The organism is Streptomyces sp. NBC_00775, from assembly GCF_036347135.1.
Taxonomy (GTDB): Bacteria; Actinomycetota; Actinomycetes; order Streptomycetales; family Streptomycetaceae; genus Streptomyces; species Streptomyces lutosisoli.
In genome coordinates this window covers 6856172-6878922 of record NZ_CP108938.1, presented here as the reverse complement: position 1 = coordinate 6878922, position 22751 = coordinate 6856172, and the positions used below count along the sequence as shown (strand labels likewise).

Here is a 22751-nt window from a genome sequence, read left to right as displayed (position 1 = left end):
AGGGGGATGTGCGGGGGAGCCCCGTACGCGCCGGACCCGCGCTTCCACGGGGGAAGGGCGGGCCCGGCGCCGTTCTCAGGTCACGGCAGGCGCGCGGTGAGGCGGTAGAACCGGGTCGTCTGTACGGCGTTCTGGTTGTCGTCGCTGACCAGGAGCAGGCTCAGGCGGCCGTGCGCGGTGCCCGTGACCGCGAGCCCCTCGATGTTGTCGAGGAGCGGATTGGGCTGGGGCTGCTTGGCGGTGGCTCCGAGGGACGGGCAGTCGGCGATGTCGGCGAGGAGGGTCTTGCGGGCGAGCCGTACACCGTCCTGGCCGGTCAGGTTCTCGATGCCGCTGGTGTCGGTGGCGTGGCGGAGGTCGGCCACGTACAGCCGGACCGTGTTGCCGACGCCGGAGGTGAAGCCGCGCTCCAGGACGAGGAGGCGGCCGTCGGGGGTCGCGGCGACCTCGGGGACACCGAGCCCGGCGTCGGTGCGGTAGGCGTACTGGGCGGCGAGTTCGAAGTGCCCGCCCTTCCGCTCCCAGGTCTGGAGGCGGACGATGCCGGTGCTGTCGCCGGAGATCGCGTACTCCATCGAGGCGAGCAGGGTGTGCCCGCCGGGCAGCAGGGTCAGGCCCTCGAAGGTCTGGTTCGAGGTGGCGCGGCCCGCCGGGGCGACCTTGAGCGCGTCCGGCACGGGGAGGCGGTCGAGGATGAGGCCGTCGCGGGAGTAGCGGCGTATGGACGGCTCGGTCTCGGAAGTGACCAGGCGGGTGCCGTCGCGGTCGACGACCAGCCCTTCGGAGTCGAGGGCGGCGCCGTTCTCGTCGGCGAGCGGGACGACGCTCGTGGGCTGAAGCGTGGTGCGGTCCAGAGTGAAGAGCGAGGACCGGTCGGAGAGCGCGGCCAGCTGCCCGTCGCGGTCCACGGCGAGCGCGGAGAGGTTGCCGACGAACGTGCCCTCGTACGTCGTCTTGTCGAGCGCGTCGGAGAAGCTCTGGAGGGAGACTGCGGGCGAACAGGCGTTGCTGGTACCGGTGTTGGCGCTGGCGGGCCCGGCGGCGGTCAGGGTGGTGGCCGCCGCCAGGCCGGCGGTGACGGTGGCGAGTACGGTTCTCAGGCGCATGCGGTCACGCTAGGACGCGTCGATGGCCCGGGGGCGGACTCGCCGTGAATCACAGGGAGTTCAGCGCTGAGCGGCCCCGGGTCAGTCGGTCGGCACGGCCGGGAACGCCTCGCGCGGGGTGCTCGTCGGCGTGTACCGCTGGACACTCGTGGTCACCGGCACGAGGTCCTTGTGGATGGCCTTGGCCACGCCCTGGATGGTGGCGACGCCGTAGTCCATGGTGCTGTTCCCGTGGGTGAGCACGGAGATCATGTAGTCGTGGCCGCCGCCGTTGAAGGTGCCGAGGCTGTGCACCCGCCAGCCGTGCGTGGACCGCGACAGCCAGCCGTTCTTGACGTGCACGGCCACCGAGGAGGGCGCCCCCGCCGGCGTACCCCAGCGCTGCGAGGAGATGACCTTGCCCATCAGCTTCAGGATGTACGCGCGGGAGTTGTCGCTCAGCACGGAATTCTTGGCCGTGACGAGGGCGAGCAGCTTCTGCTCGTCGCGGACGGTGATCTGGGTGAGACCCCAGTAGCCGCCCGTGCCCGGCACGGTCTGGGTCATCCCGGCCGCGGTCAGGAAGCCCTTGATCTTGGTCATGCCGAGCTGCTTCCACAGGGTGGTGGTCGCGCTGTTGTCGGACTTGGTGATCATGGCGGTGGCGAGGGTGGTCTCGCGGTCCGTGAGATACCGGTTGTGCTTCTTGGCGTCCCACAGCAGCGTGGCGAGAACGGTCACCTTGACGACGCTCGCCGAGTCGAAGGCGGTGCTGCTCCGCAGGGTGCACCGGGTGTTGGTGCTGCGGTCGTAGAGGCCGACCGCGATCGTGCCGGTGCGGTTCGCGAGCGCCGCGGTGATGTCCTTCTGCAGCTTGGCGGCCAGCCCCGCCTTGTCCGACGTACAGCTGACCTGCGGTGCCGTCGCGGCGGCGGGCGCCGCGGCCACCGCGAACGGCACGATCACGCCGGCACCGAGGCTCGCTGCGAGCACACGGGTACCCCGGGATATCCGGTGAGTCATGGAGGCTTCCCATCCCCTTGAACCGATACGAGCGCGCCACGGGCGCACTCGCCACAGTTGACTCACAGGGGTGGCCGAAAGTTGTACGTGTGTTCCCAGGACGGGGGTTCCGCTCGCGGAGCGGTGCACGGGCCGCCGTTCTCTTACCCGTATCTCATCCATCCACAGCCTGCGCCCAGGCAGGGCACAGCCCGCGCCCATCGGCCGTCTGCATGGTGCACTGGTGACATCTGCCACCGACCCACTGTCCCCGGCCCCCGTTCCCACCGTGGCCCCCGGCGCACCGGCCGCCGAGCCGCCCGAGGGGCCGTCCCCCACACCCGCCGCACCACGCTGGTCGCTCCCCGCGCTGATCGCGATTCTGGTGCTGGCCGCGGCGCTGTACTCCTGGAACCTCTCCTCGTCCAGCCTGAACAGCTTCTACAGCTCGGCCGTGTTCAGCGGTACGCAGAGCTGGAAGGCCTGGTTCTTCGGCTCGCTCGACGCGGGCAACTTCATCACGGTCGACAAGCCGCCGTTCGCGCTCATGATCATGGGTCTGTTCTGCCGGGTCTTCGGTTTCGGCACCTGGCAGATGATGGCGCCGATGATCGCGGCCGCGCTCGGCACGATCTGGATCCTGCACTCCTCGGTGAAGCGGGTCTTCGGCCACGCGGCGGCGACGGTCGCCGCGCTCGTCCTCGCGCTGACCCCGATCACCGTCGCCATCAACCGTGACAACAACCCGGACACCCTGCTCGTCCTGCTGATGGTCGCGGGCGCCGCCCTGGGTCTGCGGGCCACCCGTGACGGCAAGTTGCTGCCGCTGCTCGGCTCGGCGGTGTGCTTCGGGCTCGCCTTCAACACCAAGATGCTCCAGGGCTACATCGCGCTGCCCGCCGTCTTCGCCGTGTACCTGCTGGCGTCCGAGCTGGGCTGGGCGAAGAAGGCCCGCAACCTGCTGCTCGCGGCCGTCGCCCTGGCGGTCTCCAGCTTCTGGTGGGCCGCGGCCGTCTCGCTGGTGCCCGCCGACGACCGCCCCTACATCGGCGGTTCGACGGACGGCTCCGCCTGGGACCTGATCATGGGCTACAACGGCCTGGGCCGGGTCCTCGGCGGCGAGGGCAACGGCGGAGGCGGCGGGGGTGGCGGCGGCACCTTCGCCGGTACCGCGGGCCTCGGCCGGATGTTCAACGAGATCCTCGGCGGCCAGATCTCCTGGCTGCTCCCCTTCGCGGGCATCGCCCTCGTCGGCGGCCTGGTGCTGTGCGGCCGTGCCCCGCGCACCGACCTGACGCGCGCCGCGCTGGTGCTGTGGGGCGGCTGGACCGTGCTGCACTTCCTGACGTTCAGCATGGCCGAGGGCACCATGCACCCGTACTACACGACCGCGCTCGCCCCCGGCATCGCGGTCCTCACCGGCGCGGGTGGCGTGATGCTCCTTCGCGCCTTCCGCGGCGGTGACGTGCGCTGGTCCTGGGTGCTGCCCGCCGGACTCGCGGTCACCGGCGTCTGGGCGGTCGTGCTGCTGCGCCGGGCCTCCGGCTGGAACAGCTGGCTGTGGCCGGCCATCGCGGTGGTCATGGTGCTGGCGATCGTGGGCCTGTTCGTCTTCCGCTCCGGCAACCGGGGCCGGCTGCTCACCGCGTCCATCGCGGCGGCGGTCGTGGCCGCGCTCGCCGGCCCGACGGCGTACGCCGTGACACCGGCCGCGTCCAGCGGCTCGGGCGGCGGCATGGGCGGCTCCAACCCGACGGCGGGACCGTCCACCGGCGGCGGCATGGGCGGCGGCCCCGGCGGCAACCGGGGCGGCTTCGGCGGAGGCAACGGCGCTCCCGGCGGCACCCAGCAGGGCGGCGGCCAGGCGAGCGGTGAGATGCCCGGCGGTGGCGAGGCCCCCGGCGGGATGACGCCCGGTGGCGGCGGCACCGGTGAGCTGCCGCAGGGCGGGGCGCCGAGCGGCGCACCCAGCGGCGCGCCCAGCGGCCAGCAGGGCGGCACCAACGGGGAGTTCCCCGGCGGTGGCACGGCTCCCGGCGGCGAGAGCGGTACGGCCCCGGGCGGTACCGGCGGCACGGGCGGTCCCGGCGCAGGCGGTGGCAACATGGGCGGCGGTGGCATGGGCGGCAGCACCAGCGCCGCGCTGGTCTCGTACCTGGAGAAGCACCAGGACGGCGCCACCTGGCTGCTCGCGGTGTCCAACTCGCAGAGCGCGGGCCAGCTGATCCTCAGCACCCACAAGCCCGTCATCTCCATGTGGGGCTTCACCGGCTCCGACAAGGCGATGACGCTCGCCAAGCTCAAGGAGCTGGTGAAGAAGGGCGAGTTGCACTACATCCAGCTCGGCGGCGGGGGCATGGGCGGCAACAGCACCCTCAACTCGCAGATCACCGCCTGGGTGGAGAAGAACGCCACGGCGGTGAAGGCGAGCGCGTACGACAAGTCCGCTTCCTCGTCGACCAGTTCGAGCTCCAGTTCCAGCTCCACCTCGACGCTCTACCGGCTGGACCCGTCGGACGTCAGCTGACGCGGCGCAGGTAAACGGCCAACGGCCCCCGACCACCCGGTCGGGGGCCGTTTTGGTATATCAACTCGCGTAGACACAGGGCGATTTGCCGGTTCAGGACATCTGATGGACACGTTCAATTTATTTACAGGTACACATGTCCATGTCACGCTCCCGGTTATCCGCTTCATTCAACCCGCGTAGAACGGACACCCCCGATGCCCGCCACGCACATACGCCGCTGGAAAACGCTGGCGCTGACCACCTCCGCGGTGCTCGTCGGCCTCACCATGCCGGCGGTGACCGCGACCCCCGCGAGCGCCACGACGACCTCGTACGACAGCACGTACTACAAGAACGCGGTCGGCAAGACCGGGACGAGCCTGAAGTCCTCGCTGCACACCATCATCAGCAGCCAGACCAAGATCTCGTACTCCGCTGTCTGGAACGCGCTGAAGGTCACCGACCAGGACCCGAACAACAGCAGCAACGTGATTCTGCTGTACAGCGGTGTCTCCCGGGCCAAGACCCTCAACGGCGGCGACGTGGGCGACTGGAACCGCGAGCACACGTGGGCCAAGTCGCACGGCGACTTCGGCGAGGTGACCGGTCCCGGCACGGACCTGCACCACCTGCGCCCCGCGGACGTGACGGTCAACAGCATCCGTGGCAACAAGGACTTCGACAACGGCGGCAGCACGGTCAGCGGCGGGGGCGGCAGCCTCACCGACTCCGACTCCTTCGAGCCGCGCGACGCCGACAAGGGCGACGTGGCCCGCATGATCCTCTACATGGCCGTGCGGTACGAGGGTGACGACGGCTTCGCCGACCTCGAGCCCAACGAGCTGGTGAACAACGGAAGCAACCCGTACATGGGCAAGCTCTCCGTGCTCAAGGAGTGGAACGAGGAGGACCCGCCGAGCGCGTTCGAGGAGAACCGCAACCAGGTCATCTATGACACCTACCAGCACAACCGCAACCCGTTCATCGACCACCCGGAGTGGGTCGAGGCGATCTGGTAGGCGTGCCCGACGGGCGGTGAACTCCCTCTGGATCGGGGGGAGTTCACCGTCGTCCGCTGTGGTCAGCCCAGGTGTGTCGGCGCGAACATCCGCAGCACCGCCGGGAGTACGACGACCGAGGGGCCGGGGGCGGACAGGGCCTTGGCCAGGTCCTCCTCCAGGGTCTCGGGGCTCGTACGGACTCCTGGCACCCCGAAGGACTCCGCCAGGGCGACGTAGTCGGGGCGGGAGAGTTCGGTCGCCGTCGCCTGCCCGAAGGCGTCCTCCATGTACTCACGGAGGATTCCGTAGCCGCCGTCGTCGACGATCAGCCAGGTGACATTCAGGTCGTACTGCCTGGCCGTCGCCAGCTCCGCGATGGAATACAACGCGCCGCCGTCACCGGAGACCGCGAGGACCGGACGGGAGGGGTCGGCGGCCGCCGCGCCCAGCGCCGCCGGGAAGCCGTAGCCGAGGCCGCCCGCGCCCTGGGCGGAGTGCATGGTGTTCGTCCCGCGCGGGTCGAAGGCCGACCACGCCCAGTACGCCAGGATCGTCATGTCCCAGAAGGACGGCGAGTCGGACGGGAGGGCCCGGCGGACGGATGCCAGCACGTCCTGTTCCAGGGTGAGCTCCTGGGAGGCGATGCGCTCGCCGACCTTTGTCAGGACGGTGCGTACGCGGTCCTCGGCCGTCGGGTCCGGGCGCTCCTCGACCGTCTCCAGGAGTGCCTGGAGGGCGAGTCGGGCGTCCGCGTGGATGCCCAGCGCCGGGTGGTTCGACTCCAGTTTTCCGAGGTCGGCCTCGATCTGGACGACCCGGCCGCGGGGCTTGAACGTGTGGTAGTTCGAGGAGAGTTCACCGAGGCCCGAGCCGACGACCAGGAGTACGTCGGCGTCCTCCAGGAAGTCCGTGGTGTGGCGGTCCTCCAGCCAGGACTGGAGGGAGAGCGGGTGCTCCCAGGGGAAGGCACCCTTGCCGCCGAAGGTGGTGACGACGGGAGCCTGAAGCTTCTCCGCCAGCGACTTCAGCTTGCCGGACGCGTCCGCTCGTACGACACCGCCGCCGGCGATGATCGCGGGGCGGGCGGCGGACGACAGCAAGTGGGCTGCCAGCGCCGTGAGTTCGGGGCGCGGGACGACGTCCTCGGGGGTCGCGTCCATCGCCGTCACCATCGGCAGGTGGGTCTCTGCGAGGAGGACGTCCTGCGGGATCTCCACCCACACCGGGCCGTGCGGGGCCGTCAGCGCCGACTCCCAGGCCGCCGCGATCGCCGACGGGATCTGCGACTGCGTACGGACCGTGTGAACCGACTTCACCACGCCCCTGAACGAGGCTGCCTGGTCGGGGAGTTCGTGCAGATAGCCGTGCCTGCCGCCGCCCAGTCCCGCCGTCGGGATCTGGCTGCTGATCGCGAGGACGGGGGCGGAGGCGGCCGCCGCCTCCTGGAGCGCGGCGAGCGAGGTCAGCGCGCCCGGGCCCGTCGACAGCAGCAGCGGGGCCGCCTCACCCGTGATCCGGCCGTACGCGTCCGCCGCGAACCCGGCGTTGTTCTCGACGCGCAGGCCGACGTACTGGAGCGAGGACCGACGCAGGGCGTCGAACATGCCCAGCGCGTGCTGGCCGGGCAGGCCGAAGACGGTCGTCGCGCCGAGACCGGAGAGGGTCTCCACGACCAGGTCTCCGCCGTTGCGGCCGGGGGGCGGGTTGAGCGCGGCCTCCGTCTGTGCGGCCGACGGGCGGAGAACCAGGTCGTGGTCGTGAGTCACTTCGCGCGAGCCTCTGCAATCTGGCGGGACATGATCGTGGTCAGTTCGTACGCCGTGTGGGACGCGGCGACGGCGGTGATCTCGGCGTGGTCGTACGCGGGGGCGACCTCGACGACGTCCGCGGAGACCAGGTTGCAGGATGACAGGCCCCGCAGGATCTCCAGGAGTTCGCGCGAGGTCATGCCGCCCGCCTCCGGCGTACCGGTGCCGGGGGCGTGCGCCGGGTCGAGGCAGTCGATGTCGATGGAGATGTAGAGCGGGCGGTCGCCGATGCGCTGGCGCAGCTGGTCGGCGACCTCGTCGGCTCCGCGGCGGTAGATGTCCGCCGAGGTGACGATGCCGAAGCCCATCTTCTCGTCGTCGGTGAGGTCCTGCTTGCCGTACAGCGGGCCGCGGGTGCCGACGTGGGAGAGCGCGGAGGTGTCGAGGATGCCCTCCTCGACGGCGCGGCGGAACGGGGTGCCGTGCGTGTACTCGGCGCCGAAGTACGTGTCCCAGGTGTCGAGGTGCGCGTCGAAGTGGAGCAGCGCGACCGGGCCGTGCTTCTTGGCGACGGAGCGGAGCAGCGGGAGCGCGATGGTGTGGTCGCCGCCCAGCGTCATCAGGCGGGCACCCGTGCCGAGCAGCTCGTCGGCCGCCGCCTCCACCGTCTCCACGGCCTCGTTGATGTTGAACGGGTTCGCCGCGATGTCACCGGCATCCGCGACCTGCGCGAGGGCGAAGGGGGAGGCGTCCTGCGCCGGGTTGTAGGGGCGCAGCAGCCGGGACGCCTCGCGGATCGCGTTGCCGCCGAAGCGGGCGCCCGGCCGGTACGAGACGCCGGAGTCGAACGGCACACCGACCACGGCGACGTCGGCGGTGCCGACCTCGTCGAGGCGCGGCAGCCGGGCGAAGGTCGCGGGGCCCGCGTACCGCGGGATGCGGGACGAGTCGACAGGGCCGCGGGGCGTCTCGTTGCTGCTCATGGAATAGCCTTCTTTCTTACGCTTCGTCGCGTATGTACATCTGATACGACTCTACTGGTGCGCCGGGGCCGGCTCGGACAGGGGTTCGGCGGCGACCCGGCCCGCGAGCCGCTCGCGCCAGGCGGCCAGCACGGCCGCGTCGGTCGCGGGCGTGGCCAGCGAGACGACGACGTACGCGGCCAGCGAGGACAGCAGGCCGTAGTAGACGGGCTCGTTCGCGAGGATGCCCTGCGTGACCATGAGGCCGATGACCGCGAGGCCGCCGACGACGACGGAGGCGAGCGCGCCCTGCGCGGTGCCGCGCTTCCACAGCAGTCCGCCGAGGATCGGCACGAGCAGTCCGCCGACGAGCAGGTTGTACGCGACGGTCAGCGCCTCGACGACGTTGTTGAGCGCGACCGCCGTACAGATCACCGCGACACCCATGATCAGGATGAAGACACGGTTGCCCTTGACCTCGTCGTGCTCCTCACCGTCGCGCTTCATCACTCCGCGCAGCTTCGACCAGATGTCGTTGTTGGCGACGGTGGCGCAGGCGATGAGGGCGCCGGAGGAGGTGGACATGACGGCCGCGAGCGCCGCGGCGAGCACCAGTCCCCGTACGCCGACCGGGAGTTCGTCCTTGACGATGGTCGCGAAGGCGGTGTCGGCGCTGGGCAGCTTCGGGTAGAGGACCTTGGCCGCCGTACCGATGACGGCGCCGGCGAGGGCGTACACCAGGCAGTAGGTGCCCGCGACGGTGCCGCCCCACTTGGCGGTCTTGTCGCTGCGCGCGGTGAACACGCGCTGCCAGATGTCCTGCCCGATGAGCATGCCGAACGTGTAGATCAGCACATAGGTGAAGATCGTCTCGCCGCCGATGCCCAGCGGGTCGAAGTACTCGGTGGGCAGCTTGGCCTTCATCTCACTGAACCCGCCGGCCTTGATGACGGCTATGGGGAGCAGGAGCAGCAGCACACCGACGGTCTTGACGACGAACTGCACCATGTCGGTGAGGGTGATCGACCACATGCCGCCGAGCGTCGAGTACGCGACGACGATCGAGCCGCCGAGGACGATCGCGAGCGTCCGGTTCATGTCGAAGAGGACGTCGAAGATCGTGGCGTACGCGATGGTCGAGGTGACCGCCAGCATCAGGGTGTACGCCCACATGACGACACCGGAGATGACACCGGCCCGGCCGCCGTAGCGGAGGTCCAGCATCTCGGAGACGGTGTAGACCTTCAGGCGGGCGATGCGGGCGGAGAAGAAGACGGAGAGGGCGAGGAGCCCGAGGCCGATGGTGAACACCATCCAGGCGCCGGAGAGCCCGTACTGGTAGCCGAGCCCGACGCCGCCGATGGTGGACGCGCCGCCGAGGACGATGGCGGCCATGGTGCCGGAGTACATCGCGGGCCCGAGGCGCCGCCCCGCGACGAGGAACTCGCTCTTGGACTTGGCGCGGCGCATGCCCCACCAGCCCATGGCCAGCATGCCGGCCAGATAGACGACGATCACTGTGTAGTCGACGGCCATGGGGGCTCCTCCGCGCGCTCGGTGGCGTGTCGTGCAGGTGGTGTGGGGACGAGCCGGCAACTGATCGCGGGGACATCCGCCCGTACCCGCGGCTGCCGGTCGGGACTGACACTAAGTGGCCGGAAAGCGACTGCGAAGTGTACGTTTCATCCATTCGAGCCGAGCGGGATGGAGGGAACGTCCACCATGCCGGACACATCCGCACCAGCAGTACCACCGACCCCGCCCGTCCCACTCTCGGCACTGCTGGCCCGCGAGGACCTGGCCCTGCAGCAGATCGCGGGCCCCTCCGACCCGGACACGGTGATCCACTGGGCGCACACGTCGGAGATGGCGGACCCGTACCCGTATCTGCTGGGCGGCGAGCTGCTGCTGACCGCCGGGGTCCACATCCCCGAGGCGGCGGGCTCGGGCACGTACTTCGACGACTACGTATCCCGGATCGTGACGGCCGGCGGCGCGGCCCTCGGCTTCGGTCTGGCCCCGGTCCACGACACGGTTCCGCGGGCGCTGGTCGCGGCCTGCGACGCGTACGGGCTCCCGCTCCTGGAGGTCCCGCCCCAGACGACGTTCTCGGGCGTGGCCCGCGCGGTCTGGCAGCTGATGGCCCAGGCCCGCCTGGCGGAGCTGCGCCGCGTGACGGAGGCCCAGCAGAGCCTGGCGGCGGCCGCGGCGCGCCCGGATCCCGTACCGGCGGTGCTGCGGCAGCTGGCCCAGCGGGTGGCGGGCTGGGCGGTGCTGTACGGGCCGGACGGGGTGGAGCTGGCGGGGGCGGGGAGGGTGGCGGACGCGTCCACCGTGGAGGCGCTCGCCGAGCTGGCCGCTGTCGTGCGGCCCGGGGAGGGGAAGGGAGCCGTTCCCTCGTCGGCGACGGACACCGTCGGCGGCGTCCACCTCGCCGCCTACGCGCTCGGCGCCGGGCAGGGCTTCGTGCTCGGCGTCGGGGCGCCGCGCCGTGACCCGGGTGACCACACCATCGCCTCCGTCGCCGCCGTACTCCTGTCCCTCCTCACCGGGGAGCACCAGAGCGGCAGCGGGGCGGCGCGGTCGGCGGCGCTGGTGCGGCTGCTGCTCGGGGCCGCGCCGGAGGATGTGGCGCCCCTCCTCGGCGGGGAGCGATGGGTCGTCGTACACGCCCGCCCCGCCGGGGACGGCCCCGCGCCGGACGCCGTCACCGCGTCCGCGCTGGGGGCGGCACTGGGCTCCGCGCTGGTCGACGCGGGCGGCGACGTCGTACGCGTCCTCGTCCCCTGCGACCGCGAGCCCACCGCACAGGCGGGCTGGACCTGCGGGGTCAGCGCGCCCGTCGCCCCGCACGAGTGGGCGGCCGCCGACACCCAGGCGGCCCGCGCCCTGGCCCGCGCCCGCGCGACCCGGGCACCCCTCGTCCGCCACGGCGAGCGCCCCGCCCTCGCGGACCTCGTCCCCCCGGCCGACGCCGAGGCCCACGCCCGCACCCTCCTCGCCCCGATCTCCACGACCCCGGCCCTCACCGAGACCCTCCGCACCTGGCTCTCCCTGCACGGCAGTTGGGACCGCACGGCGGTGGCACTGTCGGTCCACCGCAATACGGTGCGGCAACGGATCGCGCGGTGCGGGGTGTTGCTGGGGTCGGACCTCGACGATCCGGATGTGCGGATGGAGTTGTGGTTCGCGCTGCGGGAGGGGTGAGGGGCCCGTTGTACGGATCGGCCGCGACAGTCCCGTACCCCCGAGTGACCCGCATCCCACGGTTCAGGACTGCCGCCCGACCGGCGGAGCGCACCGGCACAATGGGAGGCATGCCGATACCCGGGACTCCCAGCCGCGCCGAGCTTGTCGACCACCTTGTACTGACGCGTATCGCGGGCGATGTCGCCACGCCCCGCGAGAACAACCTCTCCCACTACCGCAAGCTCGCGAACGGCGACCGCAACTACTGGCTCGGCCTGGAGCTCGGTGACCGTTGGACGGACGAGCAGGACGTGCTCGCGGTGATGGCGGAGCGGTGCGGGGTGAGCGACGACCCGGAGTACCGGTACGGGCAGGACACCATCGACCCTGATCTGACGGTGGACGCGCTGGAGCGGGCGGCGGGGCGGCTGCGCAAGGCCGCCGACGGGGAGCAGCGGGTGCTGTTCGCCACCGGGCACCCCGGTGGGCTGCTCGATGTGCATCGGGCCACCGCCGCCGCCTTGCGTGCCGCCGGTTGCGAGATCGTCGTCATCCCGGACGGGCTGCAGACGGACGAAGGGTACGTTTTCCAGTTCGCCGATGTCGCGGTGCTTGAGCACGGTGCGACGTTGTGGCACACCCACTCGGGTGAGCCGATGCGCGCGATTCTCACCGGCCTTGAGCGTGAGGGGCGTCCGCTGCCCGACCTGGTCGTCGCCGACCACGGCTGGGCCGGCTTCGCCGGTCAGCTCGGCCTCGACTCCATCGGGTACGCCGACTGCAACGACCCCGCCCTGTTCCTCGCGGAGGCCGAGGGCACGCTCCAGGTGACGATTCCTCTGGACGACCACGTGAAGAGTCCGCGGTTCTATGACCCGATGACGGCTTACCTGCTGTCCACGGCGGGGCTGGCGTAGCCGTTTCTCGCCCCCGCCGCCCCTACCCGTCCCATCCGTTCCTGGGGGCTGCGCCCCCAGACCCCCCTAAAAGATTGCGCAGTTCCCCGCGCCCCTGAAGAGACAGTCGTCTGCGGGCCGGTGGGGGTTGCTCGCGCAGTTCCCCGCGCCCCTGAAGGCGCGGGGCTTCGCCCCGCGATCCCCCGCCCGCCCCGGGTGCTTTTGTCTTTTAGGGGCGCGGGGAACTGCGCAATCTTTTGCACCAGCCCCCACCCACCCGCACCCGACACACAACCCAACGGGGTCGAAGGGGCGGAGCCCCTGGGGGATGGGACGGGTAGGGGCGGCGGGGGCGAGAAACCGTGACAGATCCCGTCCCCCCACAGCCGGACCACTCACGGCCAGGGATTGAGCCCCTCCTCCCGGCGCTGGGAGTAACCCGGCGTCGGATCCAGATACACCCGGCTCACCCCGGGAAACACCTCCCGCAGGCGCTGCTCGGCCTGCTCGCAGGCCCACTCGATCTGCGCGGCGGTCGATGCGTCACGGAAGTCGATCTTGGCCGCGACCAGGGCCTCGCGCGGCCCCTGGACCAGGGTCGTCAGCTCCAGTACGGCCTCCACGTGCTCCAGGGCCAGCAGTTCCTCCCGGATCCGCGCCCGCATCGGCTGGGGCAGCGGCCGCCCGATCAACAGCTCCGCGTTGGAGCGGCCCAGCACCCAGGCGACGTACAGCAGGAGTGCGCCGATACACAGCGACGCGATGCCGTCCCAGACGCCGGAGCCGGTGAGCTGGCCGCCCAGCAGGCCGCCCGCGGCGAACAGCAGGCCGACCAGCGCGGCCGAGTCCTCCATGACGACGGCCTTCACGGCGGTGTCCGGCGTATGGCGGAGGTAGCGCTTGAAGGGTGCCCCGAGGCGCGCCGCCTCGCCGCGTGCCTGGCGGACGCCGGTCCGCAGGGAGTAGCCCTCCAGGACGAACGCGACCGCGAGCACGATGTAGGAGATCAGCGGGTCGCCCAGTTCCTCGCCCGCGACGAGGGTGTGGATGCCGTCGTAGATCGAGAACACCGCGCCGCCGACGAAGGTCGCCACCGCCGCGAGCAGCGCCCAGATGTAGCGCTCCGGGCCGTAGCCCAGCGGATGGTCCTCGTCCGCCGGTTTCTCGCTGCGCTTCAGCGCGGTGAGCAGCAGGACCTCGGTGACCGTGTCGGCCACCGAGTGCGCGGCCTCGGAGAGCATCGCGCTCGATCCGCTGATGACGCCCGCGACCGCCTTCGCCACCGCGATCCCCAGATTGGCGAAGGCGGCGACGATCACCGTGAAGGTGCTCTCGCCGCCGCCGGGTTCCCGTGCTGCTTCGACCATGCCTCAGTTTTACCGAGGAACGCGGACCACGCCCTCCTGTATGACCGAGATGGCCAGCCGGCCGTCCTGCGTGTAGATGCGGGCCTGGCCGAGACCCCGGCCGCCCGAGGCCGAGGGCGACTCCTGGTCGTACAGCAGCCATTCGTCGGCGCGGAACGGGCGGTGGAACCACATCGCGTGGTCGAGGGAGGCCCCGACGACGTCGCCGGTCACCCAGCCGCCGCGTCCGTGCGCGAGCAGGATGGAGTCGAGGAGCGTCATGTCGGAGACGTACGTCGCGAGAACGACGTGCAGGAGCGGGTCGTCCGCCAGCTTGCCGTTCGTGCGGAACCACACCTGGGAGCGCGGCTCGCGGACCTCGCCGACCGTGCCGTACGGCGGCGCGTCGACGTAGCGCAGGTCAACGGACTCGCGGGCCTCCAGAAGGCGTTCCACGACGAGCGGGTCGGAGATGACGTCGGCGTACAGCGGCAGCAGTTCGGCGGCCGTGGGCAGCGTCTCCGGGTCGGGCGCGGGCGGCATCTCAGCCTGGTGCTCCATGCCCTCCTCGTACGCCTGGAAGGACGCGGAGAGGTGGAAGATCGGCTGTCCGTGCTGGACCGCGACCACCCGGCGCGTGGTGAAGGAGCGGCCGTCGCGGATGCGGTCCACGGAGTACACGATGGGCGCGCCGGGATCCCCCGCACGCAGGAAGTACGCGTGCAGGGAGTGGGCGAGACGGTCCTCGGGGACGGTGCGCCCCGCGGCGACTAGTGCCTGCGCCGCCACCTGTCCGCCGAAGACGCGGGGGACGACGGCGGAGCGGGACTGGCCGCGGAAGATGTCCTGCTCGATCCGCTCCAGGTCGAGCAGATCGAGCAGTGACTGAAGTGCCTGACTCATAGGTCAGTTGTACCGTGAACTTTTTTCGCGGACCTTACAGGCCCATGTCCTTGGCGATGATCGACTTCATGATCTCGCTGGTACCGCCGTAGATGCGGTTGACGCGGTTGTCCGCGTACAGGCGGGCGATCGGGTACTCGTTCATGAAGCCGTAGCCGCCGTGCAGCTGGAGGCAGCGGTCGATGACGCGGTGCGCGACCTCGGTGCAGAACAGCTTGGCGCTGGCGGCCTCGGCGGGGGTCAGCTCGCCCGCGTCGAGGGCCTCCAGGGCGCGGTCGACGACGGCCTCGGCCGCGTCCACCTCGGCCTGGCAGGCGGCCAGCTCGAACTTGGTGTTCTGGAAGGAGGCGACGGCCTTGCCGAAGACGGTGCGCTCCTGCACGTACTCCTTGGCGAACCGGACCGCGGCCTTGGCCTGGGCGTAGGCGCCGAAGGCTATGCCCCAGCGCTCGGAGGCGAGGTTGTGGCCGAGGTAGTAGAAGCCCTTGTTCTCCTCGCCGAGGAGGTCCTCGACGGGCACCTTGACGTCGACGAACGCGAGCTCGGCGGTGTCGGAGGTCTTCAGGCCGAGCTTGTCCAGCTTGCGGCCGATGGAGTAGCCCTCGGACTTGGTGTCCACGGCGAAGAGGGAGATGCCGAAGCGGCGGTCCTCGGCCGTCGGGGCGGAGGTGCGGGCGCAGACGATGACCTTGTCGGCGTGCACGCCGCCCGTGATGAAGGTCTTGGAGCCGTTGAGGACGTAGTGCGTGCCGTCCTCGGAGAGCTTCGCGGTGGTCTTCATGCCCGCGAGGTCGGAGCCGGTGCCCGGCTCGGTCATCGCGAGGGCCCACATCTCCTCGCCGGAGACGAACTTCGGCAGGAAGCGCTTCTTCTGCTCGTCGGTGGCGAGCATCTTGATGTACGGCAGGCCGAGCAGCACGTGCACACCGGAGCCGCCGAACTGGACGCCCGCGCGGGCCGTCTCCTCGTACATCACGGCTTCGAACTTGTACGAGTCGATGCCGGCGCCGCCGAACTCCTCGTCGACACGGATGCCGAAGATGCCGAGCTCGGCGAGCTTGTAGTAGAAGTCGCGCGGCGCCTGGCCCGCGGCGAACCACTCGTCGTAGACGGGAACGACCTCGGCCTCGATGAAGGCCCGGAGGGTCTCCCGGAACGCCTCGTGGTCCTCGTTGAACACAGTACGGCGCACCGCCGCCACCTCCACCTGGGATATCTGTCTAAGCGCTTGCTCAGACATCAGGTTACCGGGCAGTCACGACGGTAGTCCAGAGCAACCACCCCGAGACGCTCGTCACGCCCGCGCCGCCTCGAAGGCCCCACGAGCCATCCGGTGCAGCAGCGCGGCGGTGCCCGCCCGGCCCGGCAGCGCGCCGGGGCGGCCCAGGTGCGGCGTGGAGTTCAGCAGACCGAAGACGGAGTGCACGGCGGAGCGCGCGGTGGGCTCCGTCAGCCCCGGATAGACCTCGCGCACGACCTCCACCCACAGCTCGACGTACTGCCGCTGGAGCTGCCGTACGAGCTTGCGGTCGCTGTCCCGGAGGCGGTCCAGCTCGCGGTCGTGCAGGGTGATCAGGGGGCGGTCGTCGAGCGCGAAGTCGATGTGGCCCTCGATGAGCGAGTCCAGGAGCGCCTCGGGGTTCCCGTCGGTCTCCGCCACACGGCGCTTGCCCCCCGTGAGCAGCTGCCCGCTGATCCCCACCAGCAGCTCCGCGAGCATCGCGTCCTTGCCGGCGAAGTGCCGGTAGAGGCCGGGGCCGCTGATGCCGACGGCCGCTCCTATCTCATCCACACCGACGCCATGGAAGCCGCGCTCGGCGAAGAGCCGCGCGGCCTCCTTGAGGATCTGCTCGCGGCGGGTGGGGGCGTCGGTTCTCGTGGCCATGGAAGCAATTCTAGACAGGGAGGTTAGCGGTCGTTAACCTGAAGGAAACGCGTTAACGCTCATTAACAAGATGAGGGGACCGCAGGATGCACGAGGCACCGGAGCTGACGAGCGCGGCAGACCCCGCGTCGGAGGCCTGGCGGGCCAACGAGGCGGCACATCGCGCGCTGGGCGAGGAGCTGCGCCAGAAGCTGGCGGCGGCCCGGCTCGGCGGCGGTGAGAAGGCCCGCGCCCGGCACACCGCGCGCGGGAAGCTGCTGCCCCGCGACCGCGTGGACACCCTCCTCGACCCCGGCTCGCCCTTCCTGGAGCTGGCTCCCCTCGCCGCCGACGGGATGTACGAAGGGCAGGCCCCGGCGGCGGGCGTCATCGCCGGGATCGGCAGGGTCAGCGGGCGCGAGTGCGTGATCGTCGCCAATGACGCCACCGTCAAGGGCGGCACGTACTACCCGATGACGGTGAAGAAGCATCTGCGGGCACAAGAGGTGGCGCTCGAAAACCGCCTCCCCTGTGTCTATCTCGTCGACTCCGGGGGCGCCTTCCTGCCCATGCAGGACGAGGTCTTCCCCGACCGCGAGCACTTCGGGCGGATCTTCTACAACCAGGCGCGGATGTCGGGGGCGGGTATCCCGCAGATCGCCGCCGTCCTCGGCTCCTGCACGGCCGGCGGCGCGTACGTCCCGGCGATGAGCGACGAGGCCGTGATCGTGCGCAATCAGGGCACGATCTTCCTCGGCGGCCCTCCCCTGGTGAAGGCCGCCACCGGCGAGGTCGTCACGGCGGAGGAGCTGGGCGGAGGCGAGGTCCACGCGCGCGTGTCGGGCGTCACCGACCACCTGGCGGAGGACGACGCGCACGCGCTGCGGATCGTACGGAACATCGCCGCCACGCTCCCCGCGCGCGGGCCGCTGCCCTGGGCCGTGGAGCCTTCCGTCGAGCCCAAGGTGGACCCGTACGGGCTGTACGGGGCGGTGCCGGTCGACTCCCGCACCCCCTATGACGTACGCGAGGTCATCGCGCGCGTGGCCGACGGTTCGCGTTTCGCCGAGTTCAAGGCGGAGTTCGGGCAGACCCTGGTCACCGGCTTCGCCCGGATCCACGGGCACCCGGTCGGGATCGTCGCCAACAACGGCATCCTGTTCTCCGAATCCGCCCAGAAGGGCGCCCACTTCATCGAGCTGTGCGACCAGCGCGGCATCCCGCTGGTGTTCCTGCAGAACATCTCCGGGTTCATGGTGGGCAGGCAGTACGAGGCCGGGGGCATCGCCAAACACGGCGCCAAGATGGTCACGGCCGTCGCCTGCACACGCGTGCCCAAGCTGACGGTGGTGATCGGCGGCTCGTACGGCGCGGGCAACTACTCGATGTGCGGCCGGGCGTACTCGCCGCGCTTCCTGTGGATGTGGCCCAACGCCAAGATCTCCGTGATGGGCGGCGAGCAGGCCGCGTCGGTCCTCGCGACCGTCAAGCGCGACCAGCTGGAGGGGCGCGGCGAGTCCTGGCCGGCCGAGGCGGAAGAGGACTTCAAGGCCCCGATCCGCCAGCAGTACGAGCGCCAGGGGAACGCCTACTACGCGACGGCCCGGCTCTGGGACGACGGTGTGATCGACCCGATGGAGACCCGGCAGGTCCTGGGCCTCGCCTTGACCGCCTGCGCCAACGCGCCCCTGGGTGACCCCCAGTTCGGCGTCTTCCGGATGTGAGGGACCTCTGACCATGTTCGACACCGTTCTTGTGGCCAACCGGGGCGAGATCGCGGTCCGGGTCATCCGTACGCTGCGGACCCTCGGCGTGCGCTCCGTGGCCGTCTTCTCCGACGCCGACGCCGACGCCCGGCATGTGCGCGAGGCGGACACGGCGGTACGGATCGGTCCGGCACCGGCGGCCGAGAGCTATCTGTCGGTGGAGCGGCTCCTGGAGGCGGCGGCGCGGACGGGCGCGCAGGCCGTGCACCCGGGCTACGGCTTCCTCGCGGAGAACGCCGCCTTCGCGCGCGCGTGCGCCGAGGCCGGGCTCACTTTCATCGGTCCGCCCGCCTCCGCCATCGACCTCATGGGCGACAAGATCCGCGCCAAGGAGACCGTGAAGGCGGCCGGGGTCCCGGTCGTGCCCGGCTCGTCCGGCAGCGGGCTCACGGACACCCAACTGGCCGACGCCGCCCGGGAGATCGGCATGCCGGTGCTGCTGAAGCCCAGTGCGGGCGGCGGCGGCAAGGGCATGCGTCTGGTGCGGGACACGGAGAAGCTGGCCGAGGAGATCGCCGCCGCCCGCCGCGAGGCCCGCGCCTCCTTCGGCGACGACACCCTCCTCGTAGAGCGCTGGGTCGACCGCCCCCGGCACATCGAGATCCAGGTCCTCGCGGACGGCCACGGCAATGTCGTGCACCTCGGCGAGCGCGAGTGCTCCCTCCAGCGCCGCCACCAGAAGATCATCGAGGAAGCGCCGAGCGTGCTCCTGGACCCCGGGACGCGCGCCGCGATGGGCGAGGCGGCGGTCCAGGCGGCCCGCTCCTGCGGCTACGCGGGCGCGGGCACGGTGGAGTTCATCGTGCCGGGCCGCGACCCGTCGTCGTACTACTTCATGGAGATGAACACCCGCCTCCAGGTGGAGCACCCGGTCACCGAGCTGATCACGGGACTGGACCTGGTGGAGTGGCAGCTCCGGGTCGCGGCGGGCGAGCGACTGCCGTACGAGCAGAAGGACATCACGCTCACGGGACACGCGGTGGAGGCGCGCGTCTGCGCCGAGGACCCCGCGCGCGGGTTCCTCCCCTCCGGCGGCACGGTGCTCGCGCTGGACGAGCCGCAGGGCGACGGAGTACGCACCGACTCCGGGCTGAGCGAGGGCACGGAGGTCGGTTCGCTCTACGACCCGATGCTCTCCAAGGTCATCGCGTACGGCCCCGACCGCGCGACCGCGCTGCGCAAACTCCGGGCTGCCCTCGCCGAGACGGTCACCCTGGGGGTGCAGACGAACGCGGGGTTCCTGCGGCGGCTGCTGGCCCATCCGGCGGTGGTGGCGGGCGAGTTGGACACGGGGCTGGTGGAGCGGGAGGCCGAGGGGCTGGTCTCGGGTGAGGTGCCCGAGGAGGTGTACGCGGCGGCGGCGCTGCTGCGGCACGAGGCTCTCTCCCCCGCCACGTCCCAGGGGCTTCGCCCCGGGACCCCCGAGTGGGTGGACCCCTTCTCCGTGCCCAGCGGCTGGCGCCTGGGCGGCGCACCGGCGTGGACGGCGCACCACCTTCAGGTGCCGGGCCACGACCCCGTGACCGTGCGCGTGCGCGGCACGGCGGACGGCGGCGTCGAGCTGCTGCTCGACGACGAGAAGCCGCCCCTCCGGGGGGCCGTGCCCCTCACCCCGCTCCGGGGAGGGGCGACCGCATCACGGTTCGCCTTCCGGCTCGACGGTGTCACCCACACCTTCGCCGCCCTGCCGTCGGGCACCTGGCTGGGCCGCGACGGCGACGCCTGGCATGTGCGCGACCACGACCCCGTGGCCGCCTCCCTCACCGGCGCCGCCCATTCCGGCGCCGACTCGCTCACCGCCCCCATGCCCGGCACGGTGACCGTCGTGAAGGTCGCTGTGGGTGACGAAGTGACCGCCGGTCAGAGCCTGTTGGTCGTCGAGGCGATGAAGATGGAGCACGTCATCTCCGCGCCGCACGCCGGGACCGTCAGCGAGCTGGACGTCGCCCCGGGCACGACGGTCGCCATGGACCAGGTGCTGGCCGTCATCGCACCGCACGAGGAGGCGGAATGACCGTTCAAGGGCTGCCCATGGTCGTACCGGCCCAGGATCTCCCCGCGCGGGTGCGGATCTACGAGGTCGGCGCGCGCGACGGTTTGCAGAACGAGAAGGCGACCGTGCCCACCGAGGTCAAGGCGGAGTTCATCCGGCGCCTCGCCGACGCGGGCCTGACCACCATCGAGGCCACCAGCTTCGTCCACCCGAAGTGGGTGCCCCAACTCGCGGACGCCGAGCAGCTGTTCCCGCTCGTGAGCGACCTGCCGGGAGTCCATCTCCCGGTCCTCGTGCCGAACGAGCGCGGGCTGGACCGGGCCCTCACGCTCGGCGCGCGGCACATCGCCGTCTTCGCCAGCGCCACCGAATCCTTCGCGAAGGCCAACCTGAACAGGACGGTCGACGAGTCGCTCGCCATGTTCGAGCCGGTGGTCGAGAAGGCGCGCGCGGACAGGCTCCACGTGCGCGCGTACATCTCGATGTGCTTCGGCGACCCCTGGGAGGGCGCGGTCCCGATCCACCAGGTCGTCCGCGTCTGCAAGTCCCTGATGGACATGGGCTGCGACGAGCTGAGCCTCGGCGACACCATCGGCGTCGCGACGCCCGGCCACGTCCAGAGCCTGCTCGCCGAGCTCAATGAGGAGGGCGTGCCGACCAGCGCGCTGGGCGTGCACTTCCACGACACGTACGGCCAGGCGCTCGCCAACACCCTGGCCGCGCTCCAGCACGGCGTGACCACGGTCGACGCCTCGGCGGGCGGCCTCGGCGGCTGCCCGTACGCGAAGTCCGCGACCGGCAATCTCGCCACCGAAGACCTCGTATGGATGCTCCAGGGCCTCGGTATCGACACCGGGGTAGACCTCGGCCGCCTCACCGCCACCAGCGTGTGGATGGCCGGACAACTGGGCCGACCCAGCCCGTCCCGCACCGTCAAAGCGCTCGGTAAACCAACACAGCCCCACCAGGAGTGATCCGCATGTCCCTGGACCACCGCCTCTCCCCCGAACTCGAAGAACTCCGGCGTACGGTCGAGGAGTTCGCGCACGATGTCGTGGCGCCGAAGATCGGCGACTTCTACGAGCGGCACGAGTTCCCGTACGAGATCGTGCGGGAGATGGGCCGCATGGGCCTGTTCGGGCTGCCGTTCCCGGAGGAGTACGGCGGCATGGGCGGCGACTATCTCGCCCTCGGCATCGCCCTGGAGGAGCTGGCCCGGGTCGACTCGTCGGTCGCCATCACCCTGGAGGCCGGGGTCTCGCTCGGCGCCATGCCGATCCACCTCTTCGGCACCGACGCCCAGAAGGCCGAGTGGCTCCCCCGGCTCTGCTCCGGCGAGATCCTCGGCGCGTTCGGGCTGACCGAACCGGACGGCGGCTCGGACGCGGGCGCGACGCGTACGACGGCGCGGCTCGACCCCGAGACGAACGAGTGGGTGATCAACGGCAGCAAGTGCTTCATCACCAACTCCGGTACGGACATCACCGGGTTGGTGACGGTCACCGCGGTCACGGGCCGCAAGCCCGACGGCAAGCCGCTGATCTCCGCCATCATCGTGCCGTCCGGAACGCCCGGCTTCACGGTCGCCGCCCCCTACTCGAAGGTCGGCTGGAACGCGTCGGACACCCGTGAGCTGTCCTTCTCCGACGTACGCGTACCGGCCGCGAATCTGCTCGGTGCGGAGGGCCGCGGATACGCGCAGTTCCTGCGGATCCTGGACGAGGGCCGGATCGCCATCTCCGCCCTCGCCACCGGGCTCGCTCAGGGCTGCGTCGACGAGTCGGTGAAGTACGCCAAGGAACGGCACGCGTTCGGGCGGAACATCGGCGCGTATCAGGCCATCCAGTTCAAGATCGCCGACATGGAGATGAAGGCGCACATGGCCCGCGTCGGCTGGCGTGACGCCGCGTCCCGCCTGGTCGCCGGAGAGCCCTTCAAGAAGGAGGCGGCGATCGCCAAGCTCTACTCCTCCACCATCGCCGTCGACAACGCCCGCGACGCCACGCAGATCCATGGCGGCTACGGCTTCATGAACGAGTACCCGGTGGCCCGTATGTGGCGCGACTCCAAGATCCTGGAGATCGGCGAGGGTACGAGCGAGGTGCAGCGGATGCTGATCGCACGGGAGTTGGGGCTGACCGGCTGAGCGATCGGAAGGGGCGCGGTGGGGGTAGTGCGTCGGCTGCGGGCCGGTGGGGGTTGCTCGCGCAGTTCCCCGCGCCCCTAAAGGCGCGGGGCTGCGCCCCGCGATACCCCGGGCTCGCTTGACGCCTGGGCGGTGCCGCCTGCTTTTGCTTTCAGGGGCGCGCAGAACTGCGCGATCAGCCCCCACCGGCCCGCACCCGACAAACACCCCCCACCCGCTCACCCCTCCGCATGGCCGAAAACCTCCGACAACATCGTCAACAATCTCGTTGACAGGTCTTGTGCACGGGTAAAACGGCGGGTTAGGTTCCTCGCCGTACCGCCACTGCAGAGCCGGAGTCG

The 22751-nt window shown here is 70.9% G+C and carries 17 protein-coding genes; 8 read left to right on the top strand and 9 right to left on the bottom strand.

Going from position 1 to position 22751, the window contains the following annotated elements:
* Positions 1-80 precede the first annotated feature (80 nt).
* Together OIC96_RS30660 and OIC96_RS30655 are read right to left on the bottom strand one after the other, a co-directional pair.
* Complete coding sequence (locus tag OIC96_RS30660) at positions 81-1106, bottom strand: esterase-like activity of phytase family protein (RefSeq protein WP_330304756.1); 1026 nt, start codon at positions 1104-1106, stop codon at positions 81-83.
* 81 nt (positions 1107-1187) lie between these two features.
* On the bottom strand, positions 1188-2108 hold the full coding sequence (locus OIC96_RS30655) for a serine hydrolase (protein WP_330304757.1): 921 nt from the start codon (positions 2106-2108) through the stop codon (positions 1188-1190).
* 223 nt (positions 2109-2331) lie between these two features.
* On the opposite strand from OIC96_RS30655, the gene OIC96_RS30650 reads away from it, so the two are divergent.
* A complete protein-coding gene (locus tag OIC96_RS30650; protein ID WP_406501667.1) occupies positions 2332-4614 on the top strand; it encodes a glycosyltransferase family 39 protein in 2283 nt (760 codons plus the stop codon).
* 197 nt (positions 4615-4811) lie between these two features.
* Complete coding sequence (locus OIC96_RS30645; RefSeq protein ID WP_330304758.1) at positions 4812-5615, top strand: endonuclease I family protein; 804 nt, start codon at positions 4812-4814, stop codon at positions 5613-5615.
* 62 nt (positions 5616-5677) lie between these two features.
* Here the strand turns inward: OIC96_RS30645 and OIC96_RS30640 are convergent, their stop codons facing one another.
* From OIC96_RS30640 to OIC96_RS30630, 3 genes are read right to left on the bottom strand one after another with little or no spacing between them, the layout of a single operon-like run.
* Positions 5678-7363, bottom strand: a complete 1686-nt coding sequence (locus OIC96_RS30640) for a thiamine pyrophosphate-binding protein (RefSeq protein ID WP_330304759.1) — start codon at positions 7361-7363, stop codon at positions 5678-5680.
* Positions 7360-8328 (bottom strand): agmatinase, encoded by a 969-nt coding sequence (gene speB / locus OIC96_RS30635; protein WP_330304760.1) that lies wholly within the window; start codon positions 8326-8328, stop codon positions 7360-7362. The genes OIC96_RS30640 and speB overlap by 4 nt, the downstream gene beginning before the upstream one ends.
* A 51-nt stretch (positions 8329-8379) precedes the next feature.
* A complete protein-coding gene (locus OIC96_RS30630) occupies positions 8380-9843 on the bottom strand; it encodes a sodium:solute symporter (protein ID WP_330304761.1) in 1464 nt (487 codons plus the stop codon).
* A gap of 186 nt (positions 9844-10029) precedes the next feature.
* On the opposite strand from OIC96_RS30630, the gene OIC96_RS30625 reads away from it, so the two are divergent.
* Positions 10030-11514 (top strand): PucR family transcriptional regulator, encoded by a 1485-nt coding sequence (locus OIC96_RS30625; RefSeq protein ID WP_330304762.1) that lies wholly within the window; start codon positions 10030-10032, stop codon positions 11512-11514.
* 110 nt (positions 11515-11624) lie between these two features.
* Positions 11625-12413, top strand: coding sequence for a phosphatase (locus OIC96_RS30620; RefSeq protein WP_330304763.1), 789 nt, complete (start codon positions 11625-11627; stop codon positions 12411-12413).
* 374 nt (positions 12414-12787) lie between these two features.
* Here the strand turns inward: OIC96_RS30620 and OIC96_RS30615 are convergent, their stop codons facing one another.
* The 4 genes from OIC96_RS30615 to OIC96_RS30600 form a co-directional block, all read right to left on the bottom strand.
* Positions 12788-13759: a cation diffusion facilitator family transporter gene (locus OIC96_RS30615; protein WP_330304764.1), complete on the bottom strand. Its 972-nt coding sequence runs from the start codon at positions 13757-13759 to the stop codon at positions 12788-12790.
* Between the two features lie 9 nt (positions 13760-13768).
* Positions 13769-14641 (bottom strand): acyl-CoA thioesterase II, encoded by an 873-nt coding sequence (gene tesB / locus OIC96_RS30610; protein WP_327428905.1) that lies wholly within the window; start codon positions 14639-14641, stop codon positions 13769-13771.
* A gap of 34 nt (positions 14642-14675) precedes the next feature.
* The gene (locus OIC96_RS30605) at positions 14676-15833 is read right to left on the bottom strand and encodes an acyl-CoA dehydrogenase family protein (protein WP_327428906.1); all 1158 of its coding nucleotides are present in this window, start codon (positions 15831-15833) and stop codon (positions 14676-14678) included.
* Positions 15834-15935: 102 nt separating this feature from the next.
* Entirely contained in the window at positions 15936-16526 is a 591-nt protein-coding gene (locus tag OIC96_RS30600; RefSeq protein WP_327428907.1) for an SACE_7040 family transcriptional regulator, read from the bottom strand.
* 86 nt (positions 16527-16612) lie between these two features.
* Here OIC96_RS30600 and OIC96_RS30595 point away from each other — a divergent pair, with 86 nt between their 5' ends.
* From OIC96_RS30595 to OIC96_RS30580, 4 genes are read left to right on the top strand one after another with little or no spacing between them, the layout of a single operon-like run.
* A complete protein-coding gene (locus OIC96_RS30595) occupies positions 16613-18229 on the top strand; it encodes a carboxyl transferase domain-containing protein (protein WP_330304765.1) in 1617 nt (538 codons plus the stop codon).
* A gap of 13 nt (positions 18230-18242) precedes the next feature.
* Positions 18243-20285 (top strand): acetyl/propionyl/methylcrotonyl-CoA carboxylase subunit alpha, encoded by a 2043-nt coding sequence (locus tag OIC96_RS30590; RefSeq protein WP_330304766.1) that lies wholly within the window; start codon positions 18243-18245, stop codon positions 20283-20285.
* The gene (locus tag OIC96_RS30585) at positions 20282-21238 is read left to right on the top strand and encodes a hydroxymethylglutaryl-CoA lyase (RefSeq protein WP_330304767.1); all 957 of its coding nucleotides are present in this window, start codon (positions 20282-20284) and stop codon (positions 21236-21238) included. Before OIC96_RS30590 ends, OIC96_RS30585 begins: the two co-directional genes overlap by 4 nt.
* 11 nt (positions 21239-21249) lie before the next feature.
* On the top strand, positions 21250-22410 hold the full coding sequence (locus OIC96_RS30580) for an acyl-CoA dehydrogenase family protein (protein WP_330310115.1): 1161 nt from the start codon (positions 21250-21252) through the stop codon (positions 22408-22410).
* The last annotated feature ends 341 nt before the right edge of the window (positions 22411-22751 follow it).

Excerpts from the sequence above, each read along its gene's own strand:
- OIC96_RS30660 (WP_330304756.1), bottom strand. The coding sequence starts at position 1,106 with ATGCGCCTGAGAACCGTACTCGCCACCGTCACCGCCGGCCTGGCGGCG.
- OIC96_RS30595 (WP_330304765.1), top strand. The coding sequence starts at position 16,613 with ATGCACGAGGCACCGGAGCTGACGAGCGCGGCAGACCCCGCGTCGGAG.
- OIC96_RS30600 (WP_327428907.1), bottom strand. The coding sequence starts at position 16,526 with ATGGCCACGAGAACCGACGCCCCCACCCGCCGCGAGCAGATCCTCAAG.
- OIC96_RS30630 (WP_330304761.1), bottom strand. The coding sequence starts at position 9,843 with ATGGCCGTCGACTACACAGTGATCGTCGTCTATCTGGCCGGCATGCTG.
- OIC96_RS30615 (WP_330304764.1), bottom strand. The coding sequence starts at position 13,759 with ATGGTCGAAGCAGCACGGGAACCCGGCGGCGGCGAGAGCACCTTCACG.
- OIC96_RS30585 (WP_330304767.1), top strand. The coding sequence starts at position 20,282 with ATGACCGTTCAAGGGCTGCCCATGGTCGTACCGGCCCAGGATCTCCCC.
- OIC96_RS30625 (WP_330304762.1), top strand. The coding sequence starts at position 10,030 with ATGCCGGACACATCCGCACCAGCAGTACCACCGACCCCGCCCGTCCCA.
- tesB (WP_327428905.1), bottom strand. The coding sequence starts at position 14,641 with ATGAGTCAGGCACTTCAGTCACTGCTCGATCTGCTCGACCTGGAGCGG.
- OIC96_RS30655 (WP_330304757.1), bottom strand. The coding sequence starts at position 2,108 with ATGACTCACCGGATATCCCGGGGTACCCGTGTGCTCGCAGCGAGCCTC.
- OIC96_RS30620 (WP_330304763.1), top strand. The coding sequence starts at position 11,625 with ATGCCGATACCCGGGACTCCCAGCCGCGCCGAGCTTGTCGACCACCTT.
- OIC96_RS30645 (WP_330304758.1), top strand. The coding sequence starts at position 4,812 with ATGCCCGCCACGCACATACGCCGCTGGAAAACGCTGGCGCTGACCACC.
- OIC96_RS30590 (WP_330304766.1), top strand. The coding sequence starts at position 18,243 with ATGTTCGACACCGTTCTTGTGGCCAACCGGGGCGAGATCGCGGTCCGG.
- speB (WP_330304760.1), bottom strand. The coding sequence starts at position 8,328 with ATGAGCAGCAACGAGACGCCCCGCGGCCCTGTCGACTCGTCCCGCATC.